Origin of the sequence: Lacimonas salitolerans (genome assembly GCF_042677865.1) — a bacterium.
Lineage (GTDB): Bacteria > Pseudomonadota > Alphaproteobacteria > Rhodobacterales > Rhodobacteraceae > Lutimaribacter > Lutimaribacter salitolerans.
The window spans coordinates 47,286-71,699 of the sequence record NZ_JBHUDD010000057.1; the positions used below are offsets into that span (position 1 = coordinate 47,286).

Consider the following 24,414-nt stretch of genomic DNA (forward strand, 5'->3'; position numbering starts at 1 on the left):
CAAACGGGCAGGATCGGGCCGGACGAGGAAGGATAAGCGATATGGCGGATGGCAGCATGGACTTGAACACGAAACCGACCGAGGAAATCTCGGTCCGCGATGTATTCGGCATCGATACGGACATGGTGGTCAAGGGGTTTGCCGAGCGCACCAACCGCGTGCCGGACCTGGACCCGACCTACAAGTTCGATCCCGACACGACGCTGGCCATTCTGGCCGGGTTTTCGCGCAACCGGCGCGTGATGATCCAGGGCTATCATGGCACCGGCAAATCGACCCATATTGAACAGGTGGCGGCACGGCTGAACTGGCCCTGCGTGCGCGTCAACCTTGACAGCCACATCAGCCGGATCGACCTGATCGGCAAGGATGCGATCAAGCTGCGCGACGGCAAGCAGGTGACCGAGTTTCACGAAGGCATCTTGCCTTGGGCGCTGCGCAATCAGGTCGCCATCGTGTTCGACGAATATGACGCTGGCCGCGCCGACGTGATGTTCGTGATCCAGCGCGTGCTGGAGCATGACGGCAAGCTGACCCTGCTGGACCAGAACGAAATCATCACGCCCAACCCCTATTTTCGCCTGTTCGCCACCGCCAACACCGTTGGTCTGGGCGACACGACGGGGCTGTATCACGGCACCCAGCAGATCAACCAGGCCCAGATGGACCGCTGGTCGCTGGTCGCCACGCTGAACTATCTGTCGCATGACGCGGAATGCGCCATCGTGCTGTCGAAGAACCCCCATTACAACACCGAGACCGGGCGCAGGACGGTGTCGCAGATGGTGCATATCGCCGGGCTGACGCGCACCGCCTTCATGAATGGCGATCTGTCCACGGTGATGAGCCCGCGCACGGTGATCAACTGGGCACAGAACGCCGAGATCTTCCGCAATGTCGGGTATGCTTTCCGGCTGTCCTTTCTGAACAAATGCGACGAGTTGGAGCGGCAGACCGTGGCCGAGTTCTATCAGCGCTGTTTCGACGAGGAACTGCCTGAAAGCGCCGCGAGTCTGGCAATGAAGTGATCCAAATGTGAGGCGCTGGCGCGCCTCGCAGGTTTTGCGCGCCCGATGGGCGCGCGGTGCCTCCGGCGGGAGTTTATCGGCAAGATGAAGCCCGCGCGCAGGCGCAAGCCCAAGGTGGAACCAGATGGCCCAGAAGACCGACAACCCCGCCGATCCGTTCAAAAAGGCCCTCGCCGAGGCCACCAAGGTCATGGCCGATGATGCCGAACTGAACGTCAGCTACTCGGTCGATCCCGCGGGGCTGGCGGGCGATCAGATGCGCCTGCCGCAGGTCAGCCGTCGGATGACCCGCGACGAGGTGCTGCTGGCGCGCGGCACGGCGGATGCGCTGGCCATGCACCGCCGCTATCATGATGACGGTCTGCATGCGAAATACCGTCCCCAGGGCGACATGGCCCGCGACATCTACGAGGCGATGGAAACCGCCCGCTGCGAGGCGATGGGCGCGCGCGACATGCCCGGCACCGCGGGCAACATCGACGCCAAGATCGGGCACGAGGCCGCGCGGCTGGGCTATGACCAGATCACGCAGGCCGCCGACGCACCGCTGGCCACCGCCGCCGGTTATCTGGTGCGCCACATGGCCACCGGCCGCGACCTGCCTGACGGGGCGCGCAACGTGATGGACCTGTGGCGTGGCCATATCGAGGGTCAGGCCGGGGCCACGCTGGGCAATCTGGACGCAATCCTGTCGGACCAGACCGAATTCGCCCGTCTGGCGCGCAAGGTGATCGAGGATCTGGGCTATGGCGATCAGCTGGGCGATGACCCCGATCAGCCCGATGACGATCAGGACGACGCGCAGGACAGCGCCGAGGAAGAGGACCAGCCCGACAGCACCGGCGAGGACGACAACGAGGACGAGGATGCAGATGCCTCGCCCGAGCAGTCGCAGGACGAGCAGCAGGATGCCAGCCAGGCGCAGGTCAGCATGGACGAGCTGGCCGACGAGGAAATGAGCGAGGAGACCGAGCTGCCCGAGGGCGAGGCCCCGCTGGAACCGCCCGGTCCTGCGCCGGTCTCGGATGCCGATCCCAACTATGCCGTCTATGCCGCCGCGTATGACGAGGAAATCCCGGCAGAGGAACTGGCCGAACCGGCCGAGCTGGAACGGCTGCGGGCCTATCTGGACCAGCAGCTTGATCCGCTGAAAGGGGCCGTGGGCCGTCTGGCCAACAAGTTGCAGCGCCGCCTTCAGGCGCAGCAGAACCGCAGCTGGCTGTTCGACATGGAAGAGGGCATTCTGGATGCCGGTCGTCTGGCGCGCGTTGTCGCCAACCCCACCACGCCGCTGTCGTTCAAGGTGGAAAAGGATACCGAGTTCCGCGACACGGTGGTGACGCTGCTGCTGGACAACTCGGGCAGCATGCGGGGCCGCCCGATCAGCATCGCCGCGATCTGCGCCGATGTTCTGGCGCGCACGCTGGAACGCTGCGACGTCAAGGTCGAGATCCTGGGCTTTACCACCCGCGCGTGGAAGGGCGGGCAGGCGCGCGAGAAATGGCTGGCCGAGGGCCGCCCGCAGCAGCCCGGCCGCCTGAACGATCTGCGCCACATCATCTACAAATCTGCCGATGCGCCCTGGCGGCGGGTGCGGCCCAACCTTGGGCTGATGATGAAAGAGGGGCTGCTGAAGGAAAACATCGACGGCGAGGCGCTGGAATGGGCGCACCGCCGCATGGCCAAGCGTCCAGAAGCGCGCAAGATCCTGATGGTGATCTCGGACGGCGCGCCGGTCGATGACAGCACCCTGTCGGTGAACCCGGCCAATTACCTGGAAAAGCACCTGCGCGACGTGATCGAGATGGTCGAGCGGCGCAAGATGGTCGAGTTGATCGCCATCGGCATCGGCCATGACGTGACGCGCTATTATCAGCATGCGGTCACGATCACCGATGTGGACCAGTTGGCGGGCGCGATGACCGAGCAGCTGGCCGCGCTGTTTGACAAGGATCCGCGCGCAAGGGCGCGGTTCCTGGGGATGAGGCGCGCAAGCTGAGCCCGAGGCGCCGTTTCCAAGACTGCACCGCGGCCAGACCCGGCCCGGTGACGCATGACTGACATCCGCGAGGCCCCATGTTCCAGAGTTTCGACACCACCGCCAGCCCCGAGCATGGCCCCGCCCGACTGGCGCAGTTGCGCGACCGGATGCGGGCCGAGGGGCTGGCAGGGTTCCTTGTTCCGCGCGCCGATGCCCATCAGGGCGAATACGTCGCCCCCCATGATGCGCGGCTGGAATGGCTGACCGGGTTCACCGGATCGGCGGGCTTTTGCATCGCGTTGATGGATGTGGCCGGTGTGTTCGTCGATGGGCGCTATCGCACGCAGGTCAAGCATCAGGTCGATCTGGATGCCTTTACCCCTGTCGACTGGCCCGAGACGCAGCCCGCGCCTTGGCTGCGCCAGAAAATAGACGTCGGGCGTATCGGGTTTGACCCCTGGTTGCACACCCCGTCCGAGATCGCGCGGATCGAAAAGGGGCTGGCGGGCAGCGACATCATCCTGACCCCCTGCGCCAACCTGGTCGATCAGATCTGGCCGGATCAGCCTGCGCCGCCCGCCGGGGCCATCACCCCCTACCCCGAACGGCTGGCAGGCGAGGCGCATGGCGACAAGATCACCCGCCTTGCCGCGCAGTTGCGCAACCAGTGGCAGCAGGCGGCGGTGATCACGCTGCCGGATTCGATTGCATGGCTGCTCAACATCCGGGGCAGTGACATCCCGCGCAACCCGATCCCGCATGCCTTTGCGATCCTGCACGACAGCGGGCAATGCACGCTGTTCGCCGACGCCGCCAAGCTGGGCGACGATCTGCGCGCCCATCTGGGCGAGGTGGTGACGATCCGGCCCGTGGCGGCCTTTGCCCCCGCGCTGCGGTCCCTCACCGGGCCGGTGCGGGTCGATCCCGACAGCGCCCCGGTCTGGATCGTGCAGCAACTCGACGAGGCGGGCGTGACCCATGTGACAGGGCAAGACCCCTGCATCCTGCCCAAGGCCACCAAGACCCGCGCCGAAATCGCCGCCACCCGCGAGGCGCATCTGCGCGACGCCGCGGCGATGTGCGAATTCCTGTGCTGGTTCGACGCGCAATCCCCGGGCCAGATCACCGAGATCGACGTGGCCACCGCGCTGGAAGGGTTCCGCCGCTCCAGCAACGCCCTGCTGGACATCAGTTTCGAGACCATCGCCGGCACCGGCCCGCATGGCGCGATCATGCATTACCGGGTGACGCATGACACCAATGCCACGCTTGAGGATGGCCACATGATCGTGGTGGATTCGGGCGGGCAGTATCTGGATGGCACCACCGATATCACCCGCACCCTTGCGATGGGCGATGTGGGCGACGAGGAAAAGGCCTGTTTCACCCGCGTGCTGCGCGGCATGATCGCCATATCACGCCTGCGCTTTCCGCGCGGGTTGGCCGGGCGCGATCTCGACGCTGTCGCGCGCTATCCGCTTTGGGTAGCGGGGCAGGATTTCAACCACGGCACCGGGCATGGCGTCGGTGTCTATATGTGCGTGCACGAAGGGCCACAGCGGCTGAGCCGGGTGTCCGAGGTGCCGCTGCAACCCGGCATGATCCTGTCGAACGAGCCGGGATATTACCGTGAGGGCGCGTTCGGAATACGGCTGGAAAACCTGATCGTGGTGCAGGAGGCGCCGGACCTGCCCGGCGGTGACCCGCGCCCGATGCATGATTTCGAAACGCTGACCTATGTGCCGATCGACCGCCGCCTTGTGCTGCCCGGTCTTTTGAGCGATGAAGAACGCGACTGGTTGAACGACTATCACGCCGCGTGCCGGGACAAGATCGCATCTCGTTTGTCGGCAAAGGCGCAGGTATGGCTGGAAACGGCCACCGCGCCGCTGTGACGGATGACACGAAACCGTCATGCAACGCGGTCACAAAGCAAAAAAACAATACTGAAAAGGGGGACTGCCAGATGGCAAGCGATATCACGATCACACGGGCCGAGGGCACATGGGTGGTGCGCGCAGGCGGCGCGGTTCTGGGCGAAAGCGCCGATGCGCTGGAACTGACCGAGGGCGACATGCCGCCGGTCATCTACTTCCCGCGCGACGATATCGCGATGGCCTTTCTGGATGCGACCGATCACAGCACCCGTTGTCCGCACAAGGGCGATGCCAGCTATTTCTCGATCGTCACCAAAAGCCGCACGCTGGAAAACGCCGCTTGGAGCTATGAAAACCCCAAGGATGACGTCGCCCGGATCAAGGATCACCTGGCCTTCTACACCAGCGACGCCGTGGCCGTGGAGCAGTTGTAGGCGGCCCGGGCGCGCGTGGTCTCGTTCTAGGAATGCTCTTCCGCCGCCGTGGCCGACAAGGCCCGGTTGAAGGTCTTGAGAGCATCGACATGAAACAGCGCGCCCAACAGCTTTTCACCGTCGCCCTCGGGCGTGGTGACAGGCAGGAATGGCACGCCTGCGCGGTCGAACAGCGGCATCGCCTCTTCCAGGGTCGCGTTGAAATCGACTGAAATCCCGTCCTCGATCATCTCGAGGCAGGTCTCCTCATTGGCCGTCCCCGGATCGCCAGGCTTGCGCATCAGGATCCCCGCGCGGAACATCGCCAGCAGATAGGCCTGCGGACCGGCGGCCAGATGCACGCCCCGCCGCTCCAGCTGTGTCAGAAAAAACGAACGGTCCACCAGACGCGAGGCGATGGCGGTCGAGACCGACACCGATACCATCACCGCCAGCCCGGTCTGCCAGTCGCCGGTCAGTTCGAACACGATTAGCGTGGTCGAGATCGGCGCGCCCAGCACGGCCGCGGCAACAGCGCCCATGCCCGCCAGCGCATACAGTGACAGGCTGCCCGAGACATCGGGAAACAGCCCCGTCGCGAACAGCCCAAAGGCCAGCCCGGTCAGCGCCCCCATCATCAGCGAGGGCGAGAACACCCCCCCGCCCATACGCCCGCCGATGGTGATGGCGACCGCCAGGCATTTCAACACGGCGAACACAACCGCCTCGTGCCACATCAACTGCCCGGTCAGTGCCAGCGACGTGGTTTCATACCCGACCCCTATGATATGCGGAAAGCCGATGGCGATCACGCCCAGCAGCGCCCCCGCCAGCGTGGGCCGCAACCAGCACGGCAGACCGGTGCGCGCCTGCATCGCGTTGCCCAGATCCTCGGCCAGAAAGATCGCGCGCATGAACAGCACCGCCACCGCGCCGCAGACCAGCCCCAGCAGCAGAAAGGCGGGCAGTTCCTGATAGAATTGCAGGTCCGTCGCCTGCGGCAGGGTGAACTCGGTCACACCGCCGAATTCCAGCCGGTTGATCACCGTGCCAGCCGCCGACGCGATGACGATGGGGGCAAAGGCATGCACCGCGAAATGGCGCAACACCACCTCAAGCGCGAACAGCGCCCCGGCGATGGGCGCGTTGAAACTGGCCGACACGGCGGCGGCCACGGCACAGCCCAACAGGTCGCGCCCGGTGATGCCATCCGCCGCGATCCGGTTGCTGACCCAGGTCGAGATCACCCCGGCGATATGCACCACCGGCCCTTCGCGCCCGGACGACCCCCCCGATCCCAGCGTGATCATCGACGCCAGCGCCGAGGCGATACCGGCCTTTTTCTCGACCCGCCCGTTGTTCATCGCCGCGCCTTCGATCACGTCGGCCACCGACCGTACGCGCCCGTCGGGTGTGAACCAGTGAAGGATCAACCCCACAACGGTACCGCCCGCCACCGGGATCAGCAGCACCCAGTACCAGGGCAGCGTTTCGGCATAGCTGTGCAGGCGAGCCGCGTCGTCGATGCCATACAGCAGCGTTTGCAGCGCCTCGATTCCCTTGCGGAAAAACAGCGCGGCGAATCCGGCGGCAATGCCGATGGCCAGCGCGATCAGCCAGAACTGGAACTTTGACGACCCCTGCGTGCGCAGCAATCGCCAGGCGTCGCGAAATCCGCCGATCATGCCGCGCCATTGCTCTATCAGAAACTGCCGCACGACCTGCCCTTTTCCCCCGCTGTCGCCTGCCCTATTGTGGCGCGAAATCACCTGACGACGGAGAACCACGATGACGATCCCGGCCGCGCTGGATGCGCTTGACCAAGTGTTAGGCCAACGGCTGAGCCGGTCCAAGCCCGATCTGGACCAACATGCCGCATCCGAGACGTGGTTTGCCGCCGCGCCCCCCGATGCCGTGGCCTATCCACAAGACACCGACGAGGTCTCGGCGCTGATGGCGATCTGCGCGCAGCACGATTGCCCGGTGATCGGCTGGGGGGCCGGCACCTCGCTTGAAGGGCAGGCGCAGGCGTTCTCGGGCGGTGTGGTGGTGGATTTCCGGCACATGGACAAGGTGCTGGAAATCAACGCCGAGGATATGGATGTGCGCGTGCAGCCCGGCATCACCCGCGAGGCGCTGAACACCGAATTGCGCGCGACGGGTTTGTTCTTTCCGGTCGATCCGGGCGCCAATGCCAGCCTGGGCGGCATGGCGATGACCCGCGCCAGCGGCACCACGGCGGTCAGATATGGCACCATGCGCGACAACGTGCTGGGAATGGAGGTGGTGCTGGCCGACGGGCGGGTGATCCGCACCGGCACGCGGGCGCGCAAATCATCTGCAGGCTACGATCTGACCGGGCTGATGGTCGGGTCCGAGGGCACGCTTGGGCTGGTCACCGAACTGACCCTGCGCCTGCAAGGCCAGCCTGAGGCGATCACCGCCGCCGTCTGCGCCTTTCCCGACATGGGGGCTGCCGTGGGCGCGGTGATCGAGGTGATCCAGACCGGCCTGCCGATGGCGCGGATCGAATTCGTCGATGCCGCCATGGCGCGCATCTTCAACGCGGCCAGCGGCGCGGACATGCCCGAAACCCCGCATCTGATGGTGGAATTTCACGGCTCGGCGGGCGGCGTGCAGGAACAGGCCAAAGCCTTTGGCGACATCGTGCGCGACCATGGGGCCACCGGGTTCGACTGGGCCACCCGCCCCGAGGACCGCAACAGGCTGTGGGAGATGCGCCACCGCGCGCATTGGTCCACGCTGGCCAGCGCGCCGGGCAAGCGCGCGCTGGTGACGGACATCTGCGTGCCGATCTCGGCGCTGGCGCAGGCGGTCGAGGAGACCGCCGCCGACATCGCCGCCAGCCCCGTCACCGGGCCGATTCTGGGCCATGTGGGCGATGGCAATTTCCACGCCATCCTGCTGTTCGACCCCGCCGACGCGGAGGAACTGGCCACGGTCAAGGACCTGTCGCACCGCATGGCGACCCGCGCGCTGGCGATGGGCGGCACCTGCACCGGCGAGCATGGCATCGGCGTGGGCAAGCTGGGTTACATGCAGGCCGAACATGGCGAGGCGTGGGCGGTCATGGGCGCGCTGAAAGCGGCGCTGGACCCCGGCAATATCCTCAACCCCGGCAAGCTGGTGCCGCAGGGGGGCTAGCCTGCCTTCCCCTTTGACACGCAACAGGCTAGAGACGCTGCAAATTCCGGATCACGAGAGGCAAGCCAATGGGCATGGACAAGACCTTTGACGCCGCCGAGGCCGAACCGCGGCTGTATCAGGCATGGATGGAGGCCGGGGCATTCCGCGCCGGGGCCAATGCGTCGCGCGACGAAAGCTTTACCATCATGATCCCGCCGCCCAACGTGACCGGGGCTTTGCATGTCGGCCATGCCTTCAACAACACGCTTCAGGATGTGCTGGTGCGCTGGCACCGGATGCGCGGCTTCGACACGCTGTGGCAGCCCGGGCAGGATCACGCGGGCATCGCCACGCAGTTGCAGGTGGAAAAACTGCTCAAGAGCAGCGGCCAGCCGGGCCGCCGCGAGTTGGGCCGCGAGGCGTTTCTGGGCAAGGTCTGGGACTGGAAGGCGCAGTATGGCGACACCATCATCACGCAGTTGCAGCGGCTGGGCTGTTCCTGCGACTGGGAGCGCAACGCCTTTACCATGTCCGGCGCACCCGGCGCGCCCGAGGCCGACAGCGCGGGCAATTTCCACGACGCCGTGATCAAGGTCTTTGTCGAGATGTACACCAAGGGCCTGATCTATCGCGGCAAGCGGCTGGTCAACTGGGACCCGCATTTCGAGACCGCGATTTCCGACCTTGAGGTCGAGAATATCGAGGTCGACGGCCACATGTGGCACTTCAAATACCCGCTGGCGGGCGGGGCCACCTATACCTACGTCGAAAAGGACGAGGACGGGAACACGCTTTTCGAGGAGGAGCGCGATTACATCAGCATCGCGACCACCCGGCCCGAAACCATGCTGGGCGATGGCGCGGTGGCGGTGCACCCGTCCGACGAACGCTATGCGCCCATCGTCGGCAAGCTGTGCGAGATTCCGGTGGGGCCAAAGGAACATCGCCGCCTGATCCCGATCATCACCGACGACTACCCCGACCCCGATTTCGGCAGCGGCGCGGTCAAGATCACCGGCGCGCATGATTTCAACGACTATGGCGTGGCAAAACGTGGCGGCATCCCGTGCTATCGCCTGATGGACACGCGCGGGGCGATGCGCGCCGATGGCGCCCGCTATGCCGAGGCCGCCGCCATTGCGCAGGCCGTGGCCAATGGCGAGCGGGAACTGACCGAGGCCGAGGCGGACGCGCTGAACCTTGTGCCCGACCACCTGCGCGGGCTGGACAGGTTCGAGGCGCGTGACCGCGTGGTCGAAGAGATCACCGCCGAAGGGTTGGCCGTGATGACATTGGCGACGGACCCGCGTCTAGGCAAGGCCGCCGAGAAAGCCCCGGTCGAGCCGTCTGAAGGCGGCGAGATGCGCACCGAGGATCAGAACCTTGTGCCGCTGGTCGAGGCGAAAAAGATCATGCAGCCCTTTGGCGACCGCTCGGGCGTGGTGATCGAGCCGATGCTGACCGATCAGTGGTTCGTCGATGCGCAAAAGGTCGTCGGCCCCGCGCTGGACGCCGTGCGCGACGGGCGCACCAAGATCATGCCCGAAAGCGGCGAAAAGACCTATTTCCACTGGCTCGAGAATATCGAGCCGTGGTGCATCAGCCGCCAGTTGTGGTGGGGGCACCAGATTCCGGTGTGGTATGGGTTCGACCTGTCCGGCGCAGGATTCACCGACGACGAAGGCGACGGCGCGCTGGACCTTGTGGAAATGGCCCGGCTGCTTGACATGCAACGGCTGCTGCAGGGCGATGAGCGGCACCACGCGGCAACCGATTTCGACACGGTCAAAGCGCAGTTCGGCGATGTGCTGGCAAGCCTGCCGACACCGCTGAACCATGCAAGACTGGTCGAAGTGGCCGACCGTCACGAGGCCGCGCAGACCTTCGCGGCAAGCCTTGCCGAGTACGAGGCGAACGATCAGGACCCGACCCTGCTGGTCTATCCCGTCTGGCGCGACCCCGACGTTCTGGACACGTGGTTTTCGTCCGGTCTGTGGCCCATCGGCACGCTGGGCTGGCCCGAGGACACGCCCGAGATGCGCAGGTATTTCCCCACCGATGTGTTGATCACCGGGTTCGACATCCTGTTCTTCTGGGTGGCGCGGATGATGATGATGCAACTGGCCGTGGTCGATCAGGTGCCGTTCCACACCGTCTACCTGCACCAGCTTGTGCGCGACGAAAAGGGACAGAAGATGTCCAAGACCAAGGGGAACGTGATCGACCCCCTTGATATCGTGGACGATTACGGCGCCGATGCGCTGCGGTTCACCATGGCGCAGATGGCAGCCATCGGCGGCGTGCTGAAGCTGAGCCGCGACCGGATCAAGGGCTATCGCAACTTTGGCACCAAGCTGTGGAACGCCTGCCGCTTTGCCGAGATGAATGGCGTCTGGGAGGGGCACGCGACGCAAGCCGCCCCGCCCGCCGCCACGGCCACGGTCAACCGCTGGATCATCGGGGAAACCGGGCGCGTGCGCGAAACCGTGGATCAGGCCCTGAGCGAGTATCGGTTCAATGACGCGGCCAATACGCTTTATGCCTTTGTCTGGGGGCGGGTCTGCGACTGGTACGTGGAATTCTCGAAACCGCTGCTGGCCGAGGGCGCGGCGGAACGCGACGAGACGCAAAAGGTGATGGCCTGGGTGCTGGATCAGTGCATGATCCTGCTGCACCCGATCATGCCCTACATGACCGAGGAGCTGTGGGGCCAGACCGGCACGCGCGCCAGGATGCTGGTCCACGCAGACTGGCCGGGCTACGGGGCCGAGCTGGCCGATGCGCAGGCCGACCGCGAGATGGGCTGGGTGATCGGGCTGATCGAAGAGGTGCGATCAGTGCGCGCGCAGATGCATGTGCCCGCCGGGGCCTATGTGCCGCTGCTGGTGACAGGTCTTGGCGCCGAGCAACGCGCGGCCTGGGCGCGCAACGAGGTGCTGGCAAGGCGGCTGGCGCGGATCGAGACGCTGACCGAAGCCGACAGCTTTCCCAAGGGCACGGCGACGATTGCGATGGAGGGCGGCACGTTCGGGCTGCCATTGGCCGATATCATCGACGTGGCCGAGGAAAAGGCGCGGCTGGAAAAGACGCTTGGCAAGCTGGCCAAGGAACTGGGCGGGCTGCGCGGGCGGCTGAACAACCCCAACTTCGTCGCCAGCGCGCCCGAAGAGGTGGTGATCGAGACGCGCGAGACGCTGGCCGCGAAAGAGGGTGAAGAGGCGCAGATCAAGGCCGCCATCGCGCGGCTGGCCGAACTGGGCTGAGGCAGTCTGGTCCCTGCGGGGCGGGTCAGGGGGGCGCTGCCCCCCCTTGGTTTAGCGGGGGGCGCTGCCCCCCGTCCCCTTGCAGGGGACTCCCCCCGGGATATTTGTAGAGAGAGGAAACCGGCAGCGGTCAGCCGAAGTTCGGCGCGCGGCCTTGCATGTTGGCGGCGATGATTTCCATCTGATGCGGCTTGCCGATCAGCTCGGCCTGTTCGCGGCTTTCCTCGTACAGCACGGTTGCAGCATCCGCGCCGCTTTCGGCCACGTCGATCAGGCGTTTGGCCGCGCGCGTGCCGCTGGGCGATTTGCCCGCGATGACCTGCGCCAGCACGCGGGCGTCCTCAAGCGGGGTGTCGGACAGGCGTGTGACAAGGCCCATCCCCTGCCCTTCGGCGGCGGTCAGCGGCTCGGCGGTATAGGTCAGCAGGCGCAGCACGTCCGAGCGCAGCAGATGCGGCCAGATCACCATGCCGCCCATGTCGGGGACAAGGCCCCATTTCGCCTCCATGATCGCCAGCTTGGTCTCGGGATGCGCGATGCGGATGCAGGCGCCCATGGCCAGTTGCAGACCCGCGCCATAGGCCACGCCCTGCATCGCGGCGATCACCGGAACCGGCACTTTGCGCCAGACCATACAGACCTCTTGCATCAGGTTGCTGTCGCCATGGGTGCGCGGCATCACCCGCTCGACCGGGTCTTGCGCGGCGAATTTGGCAAAGCTGGCCACGTCCAGCCCGGCGCAGAATCCCCGCCCCTCGCCCGACAGCACGACGGCGCGGATGTCGGTGTTGTCGATCAGGGCGGTGCCTGCCGCCACAATTGCCTCGGCCATGTCGGGATCGACGGCGTTCATCTTGTCGCCCCGGGTCAGCGTGACATGGGCGATGTGGTCCTTGATTTCGGTTGTGACGCGGCTCATCTGGGCCCTCCCTTTCGCTTTTGACGCAGCTTCGCCCGAAGCGCGCGCGCAGGGCAAGCCTGCCCTTGCGTCGCAAACCCGCTTGCCCCCGCCGCATCTGTCGCGTTATGCCATTGCCATGACCGGATACCGCCTGACCCCCTTGGCAGAAAGCCTGCCCTCGACCGTGCCGTTTGTCGGCCCTGAAACCCAGGAACGCCAGAATGGCCGCCCGTTTCGTGCCCGTCTGGGCGCGAACGAAAGCCTGTTCGGCCCCTCGCCCCGCGCGGTGGTGGCGCTGGAACAAGCCTCGCGCGAGATATGGAAATACGGCGACAGCATCAGCCATGACCTGCGCGAAGCGCTGGCGCGGGCTCATCGGGTGGCGCCGGACCATATCATGGTGGGCGAAGGCATCGACGGCATCCTGGGCTATCTGGTGCGACTGATCGTGGCCCCGGGCGACGCGGTGGTGACCTCCGACGGGGCCTATCCGACCTTCAACTATCACGTGGCCGGGTTCGGCGGCGTGCTGCACAAGGTCGCCTATGTCGACGATCACGAAGACCCGGCCGCGCTGTTTGCCAAGGCGGCCGAGGTCGGGGCCAAGCTGGTCTACATGTCCAACCCCGACAACCCGATGGGCACCTGGCATGACGGTGCCGCCCTTGCCCATGCCATCGATGCGCATCTGCCCGAGGGCTGCCTGCTGGTTCTGGACGAGGCCTATATTGAGTTTGCCCCGGACGGCACCGCCCCCGAGATCGACCCGAACGATCCGCGCGTGATCCGCACGCGGACGTTCTCGAAGATCCACGGCATGGCCGGTGCGCGCGTGGGCTATGCCATCGGGGCGCCGGGGCTGATCGCGGCCTTTGACCGGGTGCGCAACCATTTCGGCATGAACCGCGCCGCGCAGGCGGGGGCCTTGGCGGCGCTGCTGGACACCGCCTATACGGCACAGACTCGGGCAGCGGCCGAGCGCGCGCGCGACCGGATTGCCGAGATCGCGGCGGCGCATGGGCTGACGTCGCTGCCCTCGGCCACCAATTTCGTCGCGGTCGATCTGGGCGGCGATGGCGCGCTGGCGCAGCGATTCCTGACCGAGATGAACGCGCGTGGCGTGTTCATCCGCATGCCGGGTGTCGCGCCTCTCGATCGTTGCGTGCGCATCAGCTGCGGGCGGGACGAGGATCTGGACATTCTGGAAGAAGAGTTCGGCCCCGCGCTCGAGATCGCAAGGCAGGGCTGAAGCCCGCCGATCCCGGCCCGGCCTGCAAAGTTCACTCGCTTTTCACCAAAGCCACGTTACTCTTTCCCCGTGGCAAGGAGTGGCGGCGATGCGCGATCATCGGATGGGCCGGGCGCCCGACTTTACCAATGCGGCACTTTTCATGGGGTTCGTGAACCTGATCTGGGTGTTTGGCGTGATCTGGGCTGTGTACGGGATGGGCGCGGTTCTGGCGCTGGCCTATGGCCTGCATCTGGCCATCGCGCGGCTGGGGCGACGTTAGGCCGCCCGCCTATGCCGCACCGGCGATGACCGTGCTTGCCGCCTCCAGCGCGCCCTGACCATGCGGGATGTCCAATGCCTTGAGCCCGGCATCGATGCTGGCCAGGACACCCAACACCATATGCGCGTTCACATGCCCCATGTGTCCGATGCGGAAAAACCCGTGCCACGCCGGATCGTTCGGTTCGGCCATGCCCAGCCCGATTCCCAGCGTCACGCCGGCCTTGTCCTGCAACCAGCCGCGCAAGGCCGATCCGTGCGGCGCGCCGATGCGCAGCGAGGTGACGGCATGCGAGCGATGCGCCGCGTCGGGCATGTTCAGCGCCAGCGGCCCGTGCTGCCCCCAGACCTCGCACGCGGCCCAGATCGCGCGGGCCAGTGCCGCGTGACGGGTCCAGACCGCCTCGATCCCTTCGCCGTGGATCATGTCCAGCGACTCGCGCAGGCCGAACAGGTGATGCGTGGGCGCGGTGCCGCCCCAGTATTGATAGAACCCCTGCGGATTGGCGCGCGGTGTCCAATCCCAATAGCGGCTGACGCGGGGCATGGCCGCGCGCACCTCGGCCGCCCTGGGGCTGAAGAACACGAAGCTCAGACCAGGCGGCACCATCAGCCCCTTCTGGCTGCCTGCCACAATCACATCGACGCCCCAGGCGTCCATCTCGAACACGTCGCAGGCCAGCGAGGCGATGCAATCGGCCATCAGCAGCGCGGGATGGCCCGCCGCGTCGATGGCGGCGCGCACGGCGGCCACGTCGTTACGGATCGAGGTCGAGGTATCCACATGCGTGACCAGCACCGCCTTGATCCGGCCAGCCGTATCAGCGCGCAGCGCCTCTTCCACGCGGCCAGCGTCCAGCGGGGTGGACTTGCCAAAGTCGATGATATCCGTCTCGATCCCCAACCCCTGCGCCATATCGGCCCAGCCATGGCCGAAACGGCCGGTGGCGGGCACCAGCACCGCCTCGCCGGGGGCGACGGTGTTGGCCAGGGCAGCCTCCCACGCGCCGTGGCCGTTGGCGATGTAGATCGCGACGTGATGCTCGGTGCGGGCCACGCGGCGCAGGTCGGGGATCAGCCCTGCCGCCATGTCGATCAGATCGCCTTCGTATATGTTGGGCGAGGCGCGGTTCATCGCGCGCAGAACACGGTCGGGCATCACCGAAGGGCCCGGAATGGCAAGATATTCGCGCCCGTAAGACAACGTCATGGCAAGACTTTCCTGATTGCATCCGGGGCACCCTATCGCCACCTTCGCCACCGTCAAGACCGACCACGCCGGCCCCTTGGGTAAACTTGCCACCGGCGCGGGCAGCGGATAGGACGGTAGGACCGAAACCGCAGGATCAGGCACAGCGTGCGCACCCCGTTCCCCCCATCCGCCAGCCGCCGCAAGGGTCGCACGGCATGAGCGCCCGGCCCCGCGATCCGGGCACGTTCCGCGTGCTGATGGGCTGGTTCTGGCGCGGCTATCTGCATCGCCATGCCGGGCTGGTGGCCTTTGCCATGGTTCTGATGGCGGTCGAAGGCGGGATGCTGGGCGCGCTCAGCTACATGATGCAGCCCATGTTCGACAAGGTCTTCGTCGAAGGCGATCAGGCCGCGCTGTGGTGGGTGGGTTTTGGCATCCTGGGCATCTTCATCGTGCGCGCCATCGCCAATGTGGGCCAGCGCGTGATGCTGTCGGTGGTCGAGCAGCGCACCGCCGCCGGGCTGCGCCACGACCTGCTGGATCACCTGATGACGCTGGATGGCAGTTTTCACCAGACCCACCCGCCCGGCTATCTGCTGCAACGGGTGCAGGGCGATGTCGACGCGGTCAAGGCGCTGTGGACGGCGATCATCACCGGCGCGGGGCGCGACATGATCTCGCTGGTGATCCTGCTGGGTGTGGCGCTCAGCGTGGATTGGGTCTGGACGCTGGTGGCCTGCATCGGCATTCCGCTGATGCTGGTGCCTGCCAATGTGGCGCAGCGGTTCGTCCGCCGCCGCTCGCGCGAGGCGCGCGATCTGGGCGCGGGGCTGGCCACCCGGCTGGACGAGGTGTTTCACGGCATCGTCCCGGTCAAGCTGAACCTGCTGGAACGCTATCAGTCCAACCGCTACCGCGCGCTGACCCGCCGCCTTGTGCGGGCCGAGGTGCGTGCCCGCATCGGATCGGCCGCGCTGCCGGGGCTGGTGGATATCATGGCGGGGCTTGGGTTTCTGGGCGTCGTCGTCTTTGGCGGGCAGCAGATCATGGCCGGCGAAAAGACCATCGGCGAGTTCATGTCGTTCTTCACCGCCATCGGTTTCGCGTTTGAGCCGCTGCGCCGTCTGGGCGCAATCAGCGGCGTCTGGCAGGCCGCCGCCGCCGCACTTGAGCGGCTCAAGGAGTTGATGGAAACGCCCGCCACCGTGCTGTCGCCCGCCAGACCCGTCCCCGCCCCCACCGGCACCCCGGGGGTCGAACTTCGCGATGTCACGCTGAACTATGGCGACACGCCGGTGTTGCGCGGGGCCAGCCTGCGCGCGGCGGCCGGTCAGACCACCGCGCTGGTGGGGGCCTCGGGGGCGGGCAAATCCACCGTGTTCAACCTGCTGACCCGGCTGATCGACACCTCCTCGGGGCAGGTTCTGGTGGGCGGCACCGATGTGCGCGACCTGGCCCTGCCCGATCTGCGCGGGCTGTTCTCGGTCGTGTCGCAGGATGCCGCGCTGTTCGATGACAGCCTGCGCGAAAACATCCTGCTGGGGCGCAGCGATGTCACCGATGCGCGGCTGGCCGAGGTGCTGGAGGCCGCGCATGTGTCGGATTTCCTGCCCAACCTGTCGGACGGGCTGGACACGCAGGTGGGGCCGCGCGGCTCGGCCCTGTCGGGCGGGCAGCGCCAGCGCGTGGCGATCGCCCGCGCCCTGCTGCGCGACACGCCGATCCTGCTGTTGGACGAGGCGACATCGGCGCTGGATGCGGAATCGGAACGCACCGTGCAGCAGGCGCTGGACCGTCTGTCCAAGGGCCGCACGACGCTGGTGATCGCGCACCGGCTGTCCACTGTGCGCGGTGCCGACAAGATCGTGGTGATGGAAAAAGGCCGCGTCATCGACGAGGGCCGGCACGACGAACTGCTGTCCCGCGGCGGCACCTATGCGCGGCTGCATGACCTGCAATTCCGCAACGAAGGCCCCACCGCCGAGGCGCGCGCGACAAAACCCGTCGCGGACACCGAACCGCCCGCCCCGGCCCAGCCCAGCCTTTGGGCACGGCTGTTTGGCCGCTGAGGGGCTGTTGCACCTGCGCTGTGGGCCTATATCAAGGGGGCAAGACAGCAAGGGGGCTACATGACGCGCACAGTATTTCGCATCACCGGGGCAGATGCCCATGAATTCCTGCAAGGGCTGGTGACCAACGATGTCTCGCGGCTGACGTCAGGCCCGGTCTATGCCGCGATGCTGACGCCGCAGGGCAAGTATATCGCCGATTTCCTGCTGCTGGCGGATGGCGACGCGGTGTTGCTGGACGTGGAAGCCGGGCTGGCGCCCGCGCTGGCACAGCGGCTGGGCATGTACAAACTGCGCGCCGATGTGACGATCGAGGAAACAAACCTGCAAGTGCAGCGCGGCACTGGCCCCGCGCCCGAAGGCGCGGTGAGCGACCCGCGCCATCCGGCCCTTGGCTGGCGGCTGTATGGCGCGCAGGGCGGCGATGACGGCAGCGACTGGGACGCAATCCGCGTGGCCCATTGCATCCCCGAAACCAGAATCGAACTGACGCCCGAAAGCTATATCCTGGAGGCCGGGTTTGCGCGTCTGAACGGTGTGGATTTCCGCAAGGGATGCTATGTCGGGCAAGAGGTAACCGCCCGCATGAAACACAAGACCGAGTTGAAAAAGGGCCTGACGACCCTAGCCATCAATGGCTCGGCCCCTGTCGGATCGGCGATCACGTCAGGTGGCAAGCCCGCGGGCACGCTGTTCACCCAATCCGGCGGTCGCGCCATCGCCCATATGCGGTTTGACCGCATCGGCGAGGATATGCAGGCTGGCGAAGCGCGGCTTGCGCCGGATAAGGATCACGCCGAGACCTGAAACCGTAGGGTGGGTGCCAACCCACACATGGCGGAAGGTGGGTTGGCACCCACCCTACGGCGTCAGGCGCGCTCGGAGTATTCCATCGTCTCGGTGTTGACGATGATCGCCTCGCCCTGCCCCACAAACGGGGGCACGGTGATGCGCACGCCATTGTCCAGCAGCGCGGGCTTGAAGCTGTTGGCTGCGGTCTGACCCTTGACCACCGGCTCGGTCTCTTCGATCACACAGGTCACCTTTTGCGGCAGCGTCGCGTTCAGCGCCTCATCTTCATGGAACTCCACCAGAATGGTCATGCCGTCCTGAAGGAACGGCCGACGCTCGCCCAGGATCTCGGCATCCAGCTGCACCTGATCATAGGTTTCGGTATCCATGAAGATCAGCTGCCCCGAATCCTCGTACAGGAATTGCATGTCCTTTTGTTCCAGTCGCACCCGCTCGACCTTGTCAGCGCTGCGGAATCGTTCGTTCAGCTTGGAGCCGTTGCGCAGGTTTTTCATTTCAACCTGTGCAAAGGCGCCGCCCTTGCCGGGCTTGACGTGATCGACCTTGACCGCGACCCAAAGGCCGCCGTAATGTTCCAGCACGTTTCCGGGTCTGATCTCGTTTCCGTTGATTTTCGGCATAGTGACAAAACCTTGGCAAAAGGTTGATAGGATTTCGCCAGCACCTATATCTGGCGTGGTACCTGCTGACAAGACAACGAAATATCGTGTGGTCGGCGTAAAATCCATGCGTTTTTTGCATGACAGCTATGCATTTGCGCCCTATTCGAATCGTATCTAATCTGCCACAAGGGACGCCACGCCAAAATTGCAAGAGCAATAAAAACAAGGACGAAACATGAAAGATTTCGTTGACGGCACGGCTTTCAACAACGAACAGGGAAACCGTGCCCGCAAACTTTTCGCAGCAGTTGTACTGGCTGCGCTGGATGACGCCATCGCCGACGACAAGAAATACGGCAATGGCCCGGAACAGATCGCCCGCTGGGCCCGTTCACGCGACGGGCGCGAGGTGCTGTCCTGCGCCGGGATCGACCCCAACGAGCGGGTCGTGAAAGGGCTGATGGAATTCGTGTCCAAGGGTGTGCGCACCAGCGTTGCCCTGTCGCGCGAGGAAAGCGAGCGGCGTCACGCCGCGCAGCAGGCCGAAGCCGCCTGATCTGAAACGCTCCGGACGGAAAAGAAAAGGCGCGCTTTATGGCGCGCTTTTTCTTGTCGCCGGACAGGGATGCATCGGCCCATGGCGCGCGCGATCATGATTCAGGGCACCGGCTCGAACGTGGGCAAGTCGCTGTTTGTGGCGGGTCTGGCCCGTGCCTGCCTGCGCCGGGACCTTTCGCCCCTGCCCTTCAAGCCGCAGAACATGTCGAACAACGCCGCCGTCACCGCAGATGGCGGCGAGATTGGTCGCGCGCAGGCGTTGCAGGCCCGTGCGGCGGGCGTTGCCCCGCATACCGACATGAATCCCGTGCTGCTGAAACCCGAATCCGAGACCGGCGCGCAGGTCATCGTACAGGGTCAGCGTCTGGCGGCGGTCGAGGCGCGGGATTACGGCGGCATGCGGGCGCGGCTGATGCCGCGCGTGCTTGACAGCTTTCACCGTCTTGCCGCACGCGCCGATATCGTGCTGGTCGAAGGGGCCGGCAGCCCGGCCGAGGTCAACCTGCGCGCCCGCGACATCGCCAACATGGGCTTTGCCCGCGCCGCGGGCGTGCCTGTCGTGCTGGTCGGCGATATCGACCGGGGTGGCGTGATCGCGCAGATCGTGGGCACCCATGCGGTTCTGGACACGGACGACCGCGCGATGATCCGCGGCTTTGCGATCAACCGCTTTCGCGGCGATCCGCGCCTGTTCGACGACGGCCTGCCGGTGATCGAACAGGCCACCGGCTGGCCCTGTCTTGGCGTGGTGCCATGGTTCGACGCCGCATGGCGCCTGCCGGCCGAGGATGTGCTGGACATCGCCTCGCGCCCGGGCGGCGCGCTCAAGATCGCGGTGCCTCGCCTGCCCCGCATCGCCAATTTCGATGATCTGGACCCGTTGACGGCCGAGCCGGGTGTCACTGTCCAGATCATTGAACCCGGTCGCCCGCTGCCCGGCGATGCAGCACTTGTGCTGCTGCCCGGATCGAAATCGACCATCGCCGATCTGGCCGCCTTTCGCGCACAAGGATGGGACATCGACCTTGCCGCCCATATCCGCCGCGGCGGGCATGTGCTGGGGTTGTGTGGCGGCTACCAGATGTTGGGGCGCAGTATCGCGGATCCGCAGGGGCTGGAGGGTACAGCGGGGAGCGTGCCCGGCCTGGGCCATCTGGATGTGACCACCACCCTGGCCCCGGAAAAGCGGCTGGCGCTGACACGCGCCACCTATCTGCCCACGGGCGATACAGTGTCGGGCTATGAAATCCACCTGGGCCAGACCACCGGCCCCGATTGCGCGCGCGGCTGGTTGCAGGTCGCCGGTCAGGTCGAGGGTGCGGCCAACACCACGGGCCGCGTCATGGGCAGCTACCTGCACGGACTGTTCAGCGATGACGGGTTTCGCGCGGCGTTTCTGGCCCGGCTGGGGGCCGCATCCGATCTGGGCTACGAGGATGGGGTCGAAGTCACGCTGGACGCGCTGGCCGCGCATCTCGAGGTGCATCTGGATATCGACGCGCTGCTTGGCATGGCCGCCGAGGTCTGACGGCGCCAGTCAGCTACACGGTCAGTCGAATTCCTGCGATGACAGCGCGCGGTGGATTTCGCGGCGGACCAGTTTTCGCACGTTGCGGGTGATGCGCTCACCCAAGGCGCCCTGAAGTTCCTGCCGCACGATTTCAGCCACCAGTTCGCGCAACGCCTCTTCGTCGATCAGCCCGTCATCCTCGGCCAGAAAATCGAAATGGCTGCCCTCGTCGGTCGTGGTCTGGTTTGCACTTGGCTGCGGGTCGGGCGCATCCGCCACCGCCGCGTCGTCCTGCGCATCCGGCATGGCGGCGGCGCCATACAAGGTGCCGGACCAATCCTGGGTCGCCTCGGTGTCCTCCGCCTCTACCTGCGCACCTTCGGAAGGCTGCGTTGCGGGCGGGGTGTGTTGCGTCGCCGGTTCGTCGCTCGCTGGCTCGGACTGCTCGGGCTGATGGTCTTCCCATTCCAGGGCCGTGGCCACAGGGCCGGGATCGGGCGCATCGGCGTGGGGATCAACCGCCTCAGCCTCAGGCAGAGGCTCGGTCACCTCTTCGCTCACCGCGTCTTCCAGCACATACGCGGGGTCGTCATCCTCCTTGCGGCCAGCCTCCGGCGCGTCCTCCTGCTGGGTCGGTTCGGACACGCGCAAGGCAGGCGTCAGCACCAGCTTTCCCCGCTCGGGCGTCGGGGCCGCGGCCTGTTTCGGCCGGGCCTCCTCCGACACGAGCCTGCGAATCGACGACAGAACGTCCTCGATATCCGTTGTTTTCAGGGGATCCGACATGCCTGCGCCACCATTTCTGCTTTGGAGATCAGCTTACAGCCAGCCCAGCCTTCGCACAACAGATGCCAAGAAATTTACTGTCTTCCGATGCTTTGCAGCACCCGATCCAACTGCCGACCCTGCTGGCTGATCGCACTTGGGGCGTCCCGGACCATGTTGTAATACTCGGTCGGATCATATTGCGGCACGCGCAGGTTCAGGTTGTCCACCGTCAGCAGCCCCATGGCGCGCAGCAACGCGTAATAGGCCGTGTATTCATTCGATGCGGCGGTGATGCGGCTGGCCTGCGCGTTCAGCAGTTCCTGTTCCGCGTTCAGCACGTCCAGCGTGGTGCGCGCGCCCAGCGTCGCCTCTTCGCGGACACCGTCAAAGGCAACACGCGCGGCGCGGATCTGTTCGTCCACGGCCTCGATCGCGGCCTGCGCCACCTGCACCTGCGCATAGGCCCTGCCCACGTTCTGTGCGATGGTGCGCTGAGTCTCGAGCAAGGCACCGCGCTGCGCATCGCGCTGCGCGATCGCCCGGCGCGACAGGGCACGCAATTGCCCGCCCTGATAGATCACGCTGCCGGTCTGGATACCGACCGAGCCGCTGCGGGTGAAATTGTCCGAGCTGAAATTCTCGGTCACGCCCAGACGACCGGTCAGGCTGACCTCGGGCTGGGTGGCGGCGCGGGCCAGCAACACCCCCAGATCGGCTGCCGTCACCTCGAACTGCGCCCGCAGGATATCGGGATGCCTGCGCATCGCAACGGCCTTGGCCGCGTCCACGTTGCGGGCGGGCAACTGCATCGCAGGCGGCTGGGTCAGGTTGCCGGGCGCACGACCAACGGCAAAGCGGAAATCCTCGATCGCGATGGCCAGATCGCCCTCGGCCTGCGCCAGGTTGCTCCGCGCCTCTGCCAGCCGGGCCTGCGCCAGCGCCACGTCGGTGCGGGTCACCTCGCCCACCTCGAACCGGTCATTGGCGGCGCGCAATTCCTGCGTGATCACGCGGATGTTGTTCTGTCGCAACTGCACGATCTCGGACCGGCTGCGCACATCCATATAGGCCTGCACAGCCCGTTGCAGCACCTGCTGTTCCACCCCGATCAGGGCCTGGCGCGTGCCCAGCACCGTTTCCTTGGCGATGTCCACGCGCATCTGGTTGCGCCCGCCGTTCCACAGCACCAGCTCGGCCGTCAGCGCCATCGACACGCTGCTGCCTTCCAGACCCTGCTCTCCGACCGCGTTGCGCGCCTCGCCGAACTGTCGGGTCACATCGCCGACCCAACGCAGCACCGGGCGCAGGTTCGACACGGCCACCGCCACATCCTCGTCTGCCGCGCGCAGGACCGCCCGGTTCTGCTCCAGCAAGCCGCTGGATTTATAGGCATCCGCCATGGCGTCCGACAGGGTTTCCGCCTGCGCGCCCCCGGGATTGGCCAGAGCAAGGCACAGCCCCGCAACCCCGGCCGCAACCGCCGTTCTGATCTGGGTGATACGCATGTGGCAGGCTCCCGTAGGTGGATATTCGTGATGGTTCAGAGAGTGAACGCGGCGTGACGCTCGAAGCCCGGCAGAACCGGTGCGCCGGCGTTGAAGGCATGGCGCCAGTTCATCGCACCGTCCACCTTGTAGCCGATGCGCGCAACACCAAGATGACCCTCGTCAAACAGGCACAGGATGCGCCCGCCGTCCTTGATCTGGGTGATGATCGTTTCTGGCAGATGCGCCACCGCGCCCTGCAGCACGACCACGTCATAGGTGCCATGCTGCGCCGCACCCTCGGCGAGTGGGCCGACATGGATGATGACGTTGTCGGCCTCGGCCGCACTCAGCGAGGCCTGAGCCTCGGCGGCCATCGCCTCATCCTCTTCGACGCCAACCACAGCCTGCGCCAGTCGCGATATGACAGCAGCGGAATAGCCCAGCCCGACGCCGATATCCATCACCAGCTCGTCGGGCTGAATATCCAGCAAGTCCAGCATCTTGCCCAGCGTCCGCGGCTCCAGCACCACGCGCCCCCGGCCCAGATCGATGTTCTCGCCCATATAGGCAGCCTCGCGCTTGTCGTTGGGCACGAAATCCTCGCGCGGGACGGCAAGCATGGCCTCGATCACGGGAAACTTGGTCACGTCATTGGGGCGTACCTGGGTGTCGACCATGATGGTACGACGCACGGCAAAATCGGTCATCGGACTAAACCCATTCGTTCAGAAGTCCCGCCTGTTTTGTCACATCCCGCCACGGGCGGCAACGCCCAACAACAGCTCATTTGGCCACGATGACCCCGCATAGCCCCTTGCACCCCATGCAACAATCCGCTACCTGATCGCGCACCACAAGGCACGGCGAGTTGGCGGAGTGGTGACGCAGCGGATTGCAAATCCGTCCACACCGGTTCGATTCCGGTACTCGCCTCCAATAAAATCAATGACATAGCAGACTTTCCTCACGCAAAAAAGCGTTGCACACCTGATACACACTGTACACACCGAGCGCGCTGCAGATTCGCTGTGTTGGACAGGGCGTTTGGGGGGCTGCTGTGAGGGCTGTTTTTTGGACTGTGGCAGCAATGACTCACTGTGGCGCACAGTGCTATGGCCTGCCCTGCCCTGCTGCATAATCTACGCAGTTTTCCTGTGTGTGCGCTGACTGTATGCTGGGCTCATGTCCCAGGATGTCCAAACCATCCGCATTAGTGTAGCGCGACAAACTTGATGAGAAGAGCGCGTCAATCAGGATGAGAATCCTTGGTCGCGACGCTTGAGAAGATGCCGCCC

The 24,414-nt window shown here is 65.7% G+C and carries 19 protein-coding genes and 1 tRNA gene; 13 read left to right on the forward strand and 7 right to left on the reverse strand.

Features of this window, described 5'->3' with window-relative positions:
• Positions 1-41: 41 nt before the first annotated feature.
• The 4 genes from cobS to ACFTOW_RS11185 all read left to right on the forward strand — a co-directional run bounded on the left by cobS (position 42) and on the right by ACFTOW_RS11185 (position 5,320).
• Entirely contained in the window at positions 42-1,028 is a 987-nt protein-coding gene (cobS, locus tag ACFTOW_RS11170) for a cobaltochelatase subunit CobS (RefSeq protein ID WP_379915640.1), read from the forward strand.
• Positions 1,029-1,152: 124 nt separating this feature from the next.
• The gene (cobT, locus tag ACFTOW_RS11175) at positions 1,153-3,027 is read left to right on the forward strand and encodes a cobaltochelatase subunit CobT (RefSeq protein WP_379915643.1); all 1,875 of its coding nucleotides are present in this window, start codon (positions 1,153-1,155) and stop codon (positions 3,025-3,027) included.
• 77 nt (positions 3,028-3,104) lie between these two features.
• Positions 3,105-4,904 carry an aminopeptidase P family protein gene (locus ACFTOW_RS11180; protein ID WP_379915645.1) on the forward strand — a complete coding sequence of 600 codons (1,800 nt, stop codon included), beginning with the start codon at positions 3,105-3,107 and terminating at the stop codon, positions 4,902-4,904.
• A gap of 71 nt (positions 4,905-4,975) precedes the next feature.
• On the forward strand, positions 4,976-5,320 hold the full coding sequence (locus ACFTOW_RS11185) for a DUF427 domain-containing protein (RefSeq protein WP_379915646.1): 345 nt from the start codon (positions 4,976-4,978) through the stop codon (positions 5,318-5,320).
• Positions 5,321-5,346: 26 nt separating this feature from the next.
• On the opposite strand, the gene ACFTOW_RS11190 is transcribed toward ACFTOW_RS11185, so the two are convergent.
• Positions 5,347-6,984 carry a chloride channel protein gene (locus ACFTOW_RS11190; RefSeq protein WP_379915687.1) on the reverse strand — a complete coding sequence of 546 codons (1,638 nt, stop codon included), beginning with the start codon at positions 6,982-6,984 and terminating at the stop codon, positions 5,347-5,349.
• A gap of 103 nt (positions 6,985-7,087) precedes the next feature.
• Between ACFTOW_RS11190 and ACFTOW_RS11195 the strand changes: the two genes are divergently transcribed.
• Both ACFTOW_RS11195 and ACFTOW_RS11200 read left to right on the forward strand, forming a co-directional pair.
• Positions 7,088-8,464 (forward strand): FAD-binding oxidoreductase, encoded by a 1,377-nt coding sequence (locus tag ACFTOW_RS11195; protein ID WP_379915648.1) that lies wholly within the window; start codon positions 7,088-7,090, stop codon positions 8,462-8,464.
• 68 nt (positions 8,465-8,532) lie between these two features.
• A complete protein-coding gene (locus ACFTOW_RS11200) occupies positions 8,533-11,709 on the forward strand; it encodes a valine--tRNA ligase (protein ID WP_379915650.1) in 3,177 nt (1,058 codons plus the stop codon).
• A gap of 130 nt (positions 11,710-11,839) precedes the next feature.
• On the opposite strand, the gene ACFTOW_RS11205 is transcribed toward ACFTOW_RS11200, so the two are convergent.
• Entirely contained in the window at positions 11,840-12,628 is a 789-nt protein-coding gene (locus ACFTOW_RS11205; RefSeq protein ID WP_379915652.1) for a crotonase/enoyl-CoA hydratase family protein, read from the reverse strand.
• Positions 12,629-12,746: 118 nt separating this feature from the next.
• Between ACFTOW_RS11205 and ACFTOW_RS11210 the strand changes: the two genes are divergently transcribed.
• Positions 12,747-13,859 (forward strand): pyridoxal phosphate-dependent aminotransferase, encoded by a 1,113-nt coding sequence (locus ACFTOW_RS11210; RefSeq protein WP_379915654.1) that lies wholly within the window; start codon positions 12,747-12,749, stop codon positions 13,857-13,859.
• An 88-nt stretch (positions 13,860-13,947) separates the two neighbouring features.
• A complete protein-coding gene (locus ACFTOW_RS11215) occupies positions 13,948-14,121 on the forward strand; it encodes a hypothetical protein (protein WP_379915656.1) in 174 nt (57 codons plus the stop codon).
• Positions 14,122-14,130: 9 nt separating this feature from the next.
• Here the strand turns inward: ACFTOW_RS11215 and ACFTOW_RS11220 are convergent, their stop codons facing one another.
• Positions 14,131-15,330, reverse strand: a complete 1,200-nt coding sequence (locus ACFTOW_RS11220; protein ID WP_379915658.1) for a pyridoxal-phosphate-dependent aminotransferase family protein — start codon at positions 15,328-15,330, stop codon at positions 14,131-14,133.
• Between the two features lie 197 nt (positions 15,331-15,527).
• On the opposite strand from ACFTOW_RS11220, the gene ACFTOW_RS11225 reads away from it, so the two are divergent.
• Both ACFTOW_RS11225 and ygfZ read left to right on the forward strand, forming a co-directional pair.
• Positions 15,528-17,381: an ABC transporter ATP-binding protein gene (locus ACFTOW_RS11225; protein WP_379915660.1), complete on the forward strand. Its 1,854-nt coding sequence runs from the start codon at positions 15,528-15,530 to the stop codon at positions 17,379-17,381.
• A gap of 60 nt (positions 17,382-17,441) precedes the next feature.
• Positions 17,442-18,188: a CAF17-like 4Fe-4S cluster assembly/insertion protein YgfZ gene (gene ygfZ / locus ACFTOW_RS11230; RefSeq protein WP_379915662.1), complete on the forward strand. Its 747-nt coding sequence runs from the start codon at positions 17,442-17,444 to the stop codon at positions 18,186-18,188.
• 62 nt (positions 18,189-18,250) lie between these two features.
• On the opposite strand, the gene efp is transcribed toward ygfZ, so the two are convergent.
• Entirely contained in the window at positions 18,251-18,814 is a 564-nt protein-coding gene (gene efp / locus ACFTOW_RS11235) for an elongation factor P (RefSeq protein ID WP_379915664.1), read from the reverse strand.
• A 217-nt stretch (positions 18,815-19,031) separates the two neighbouring features.
• Here efp and ACFTOW_RS11240 point away from each other — a divergent pair, with 217 nt between their 5' ends.
• Complete coding sequence (locus tag ACFTOW_RS11240) at positions 19,032-19,352, forward strand: DUF6280 family protein (protein ID WP_379915666.1); 321 nt, start codon at positions 19,032-19,034, stop codon at positions 19,350-19,352.
• Between the two features lie 81 nt (positions 19,353-19,433).
• On the forward strand, positions 19,434-20,882 hold the full coding sequence (locus tag ACFTOW_RS11245) for a cobyric acid synthase (RefSeq protein ID WP_379915668.1): 1,449 nt from the start codon (positions 19,434-19,436) through the stop codon (positions 20,880-20,882).
• A gap of 21 nt (positions 20,883-20,903) precedes the next feature.
• On the opposite strand, the gene ACFTOW_RS11250 is transcribed toward ACFTOW_RS11245, so the two are convergent.
• The 3 genes from ACFTOW_RS11250 to ACFTOW_RS11260 form a co-directional block, all read right to left on the reverse strand.
• Complete coding sequence (locus tag ACFTOW_RS11250; protein ID WP_379915670.1) at positions 20,904-21,650, reverse strand: hypothetical protein; 747 nt, start codon at positions 21,648-21,650, stop codon at positions 20,904-20,906.
• 74 nt (positions 21,651-21,724) lie between these two features.
• On the reverse strand, positions 21,725-23,137 hold the full coding sequence (locus tag ACFTOW_RS11255; RefSeq protein ID WP_379915672.1) for a TolC family outer membrane protein: 1,413 nt from the start codon (positions 23,135-23,137) through the stop codon (positions 21,725-21,727).
• A 35-nt stretch (positions 23,138-23,172) separates the two neighbouring features.
• Positions 23,173-23,826 carry a protein-L-isoaspartate O-methyltransferase family protein gene (locus ACFTOW_RS11260; RefSeq protein ID WP_379915674.1) on the reverse strand — a complete coding sequence of 218 codons (654 nt, stop codon included), beginning with the start codon at positions 23,824-23,826 and terminating at the stop codon, positions 23,173-23,175.
• 155 nt (positions 23,827-23,981) lie between these two features.
• Between ACFTOW_RS11260 and ACFTOW_RS11265 the strand changes: the two genes are divergently transcribed.
• Positions 23,982-24,055, forward strand: a tRNA-Cys gene (locus ACFTOW_RS11265).
• The last annotated feature ends 359 nt before the right edge of the window (positions 24,056-24,414 follow it).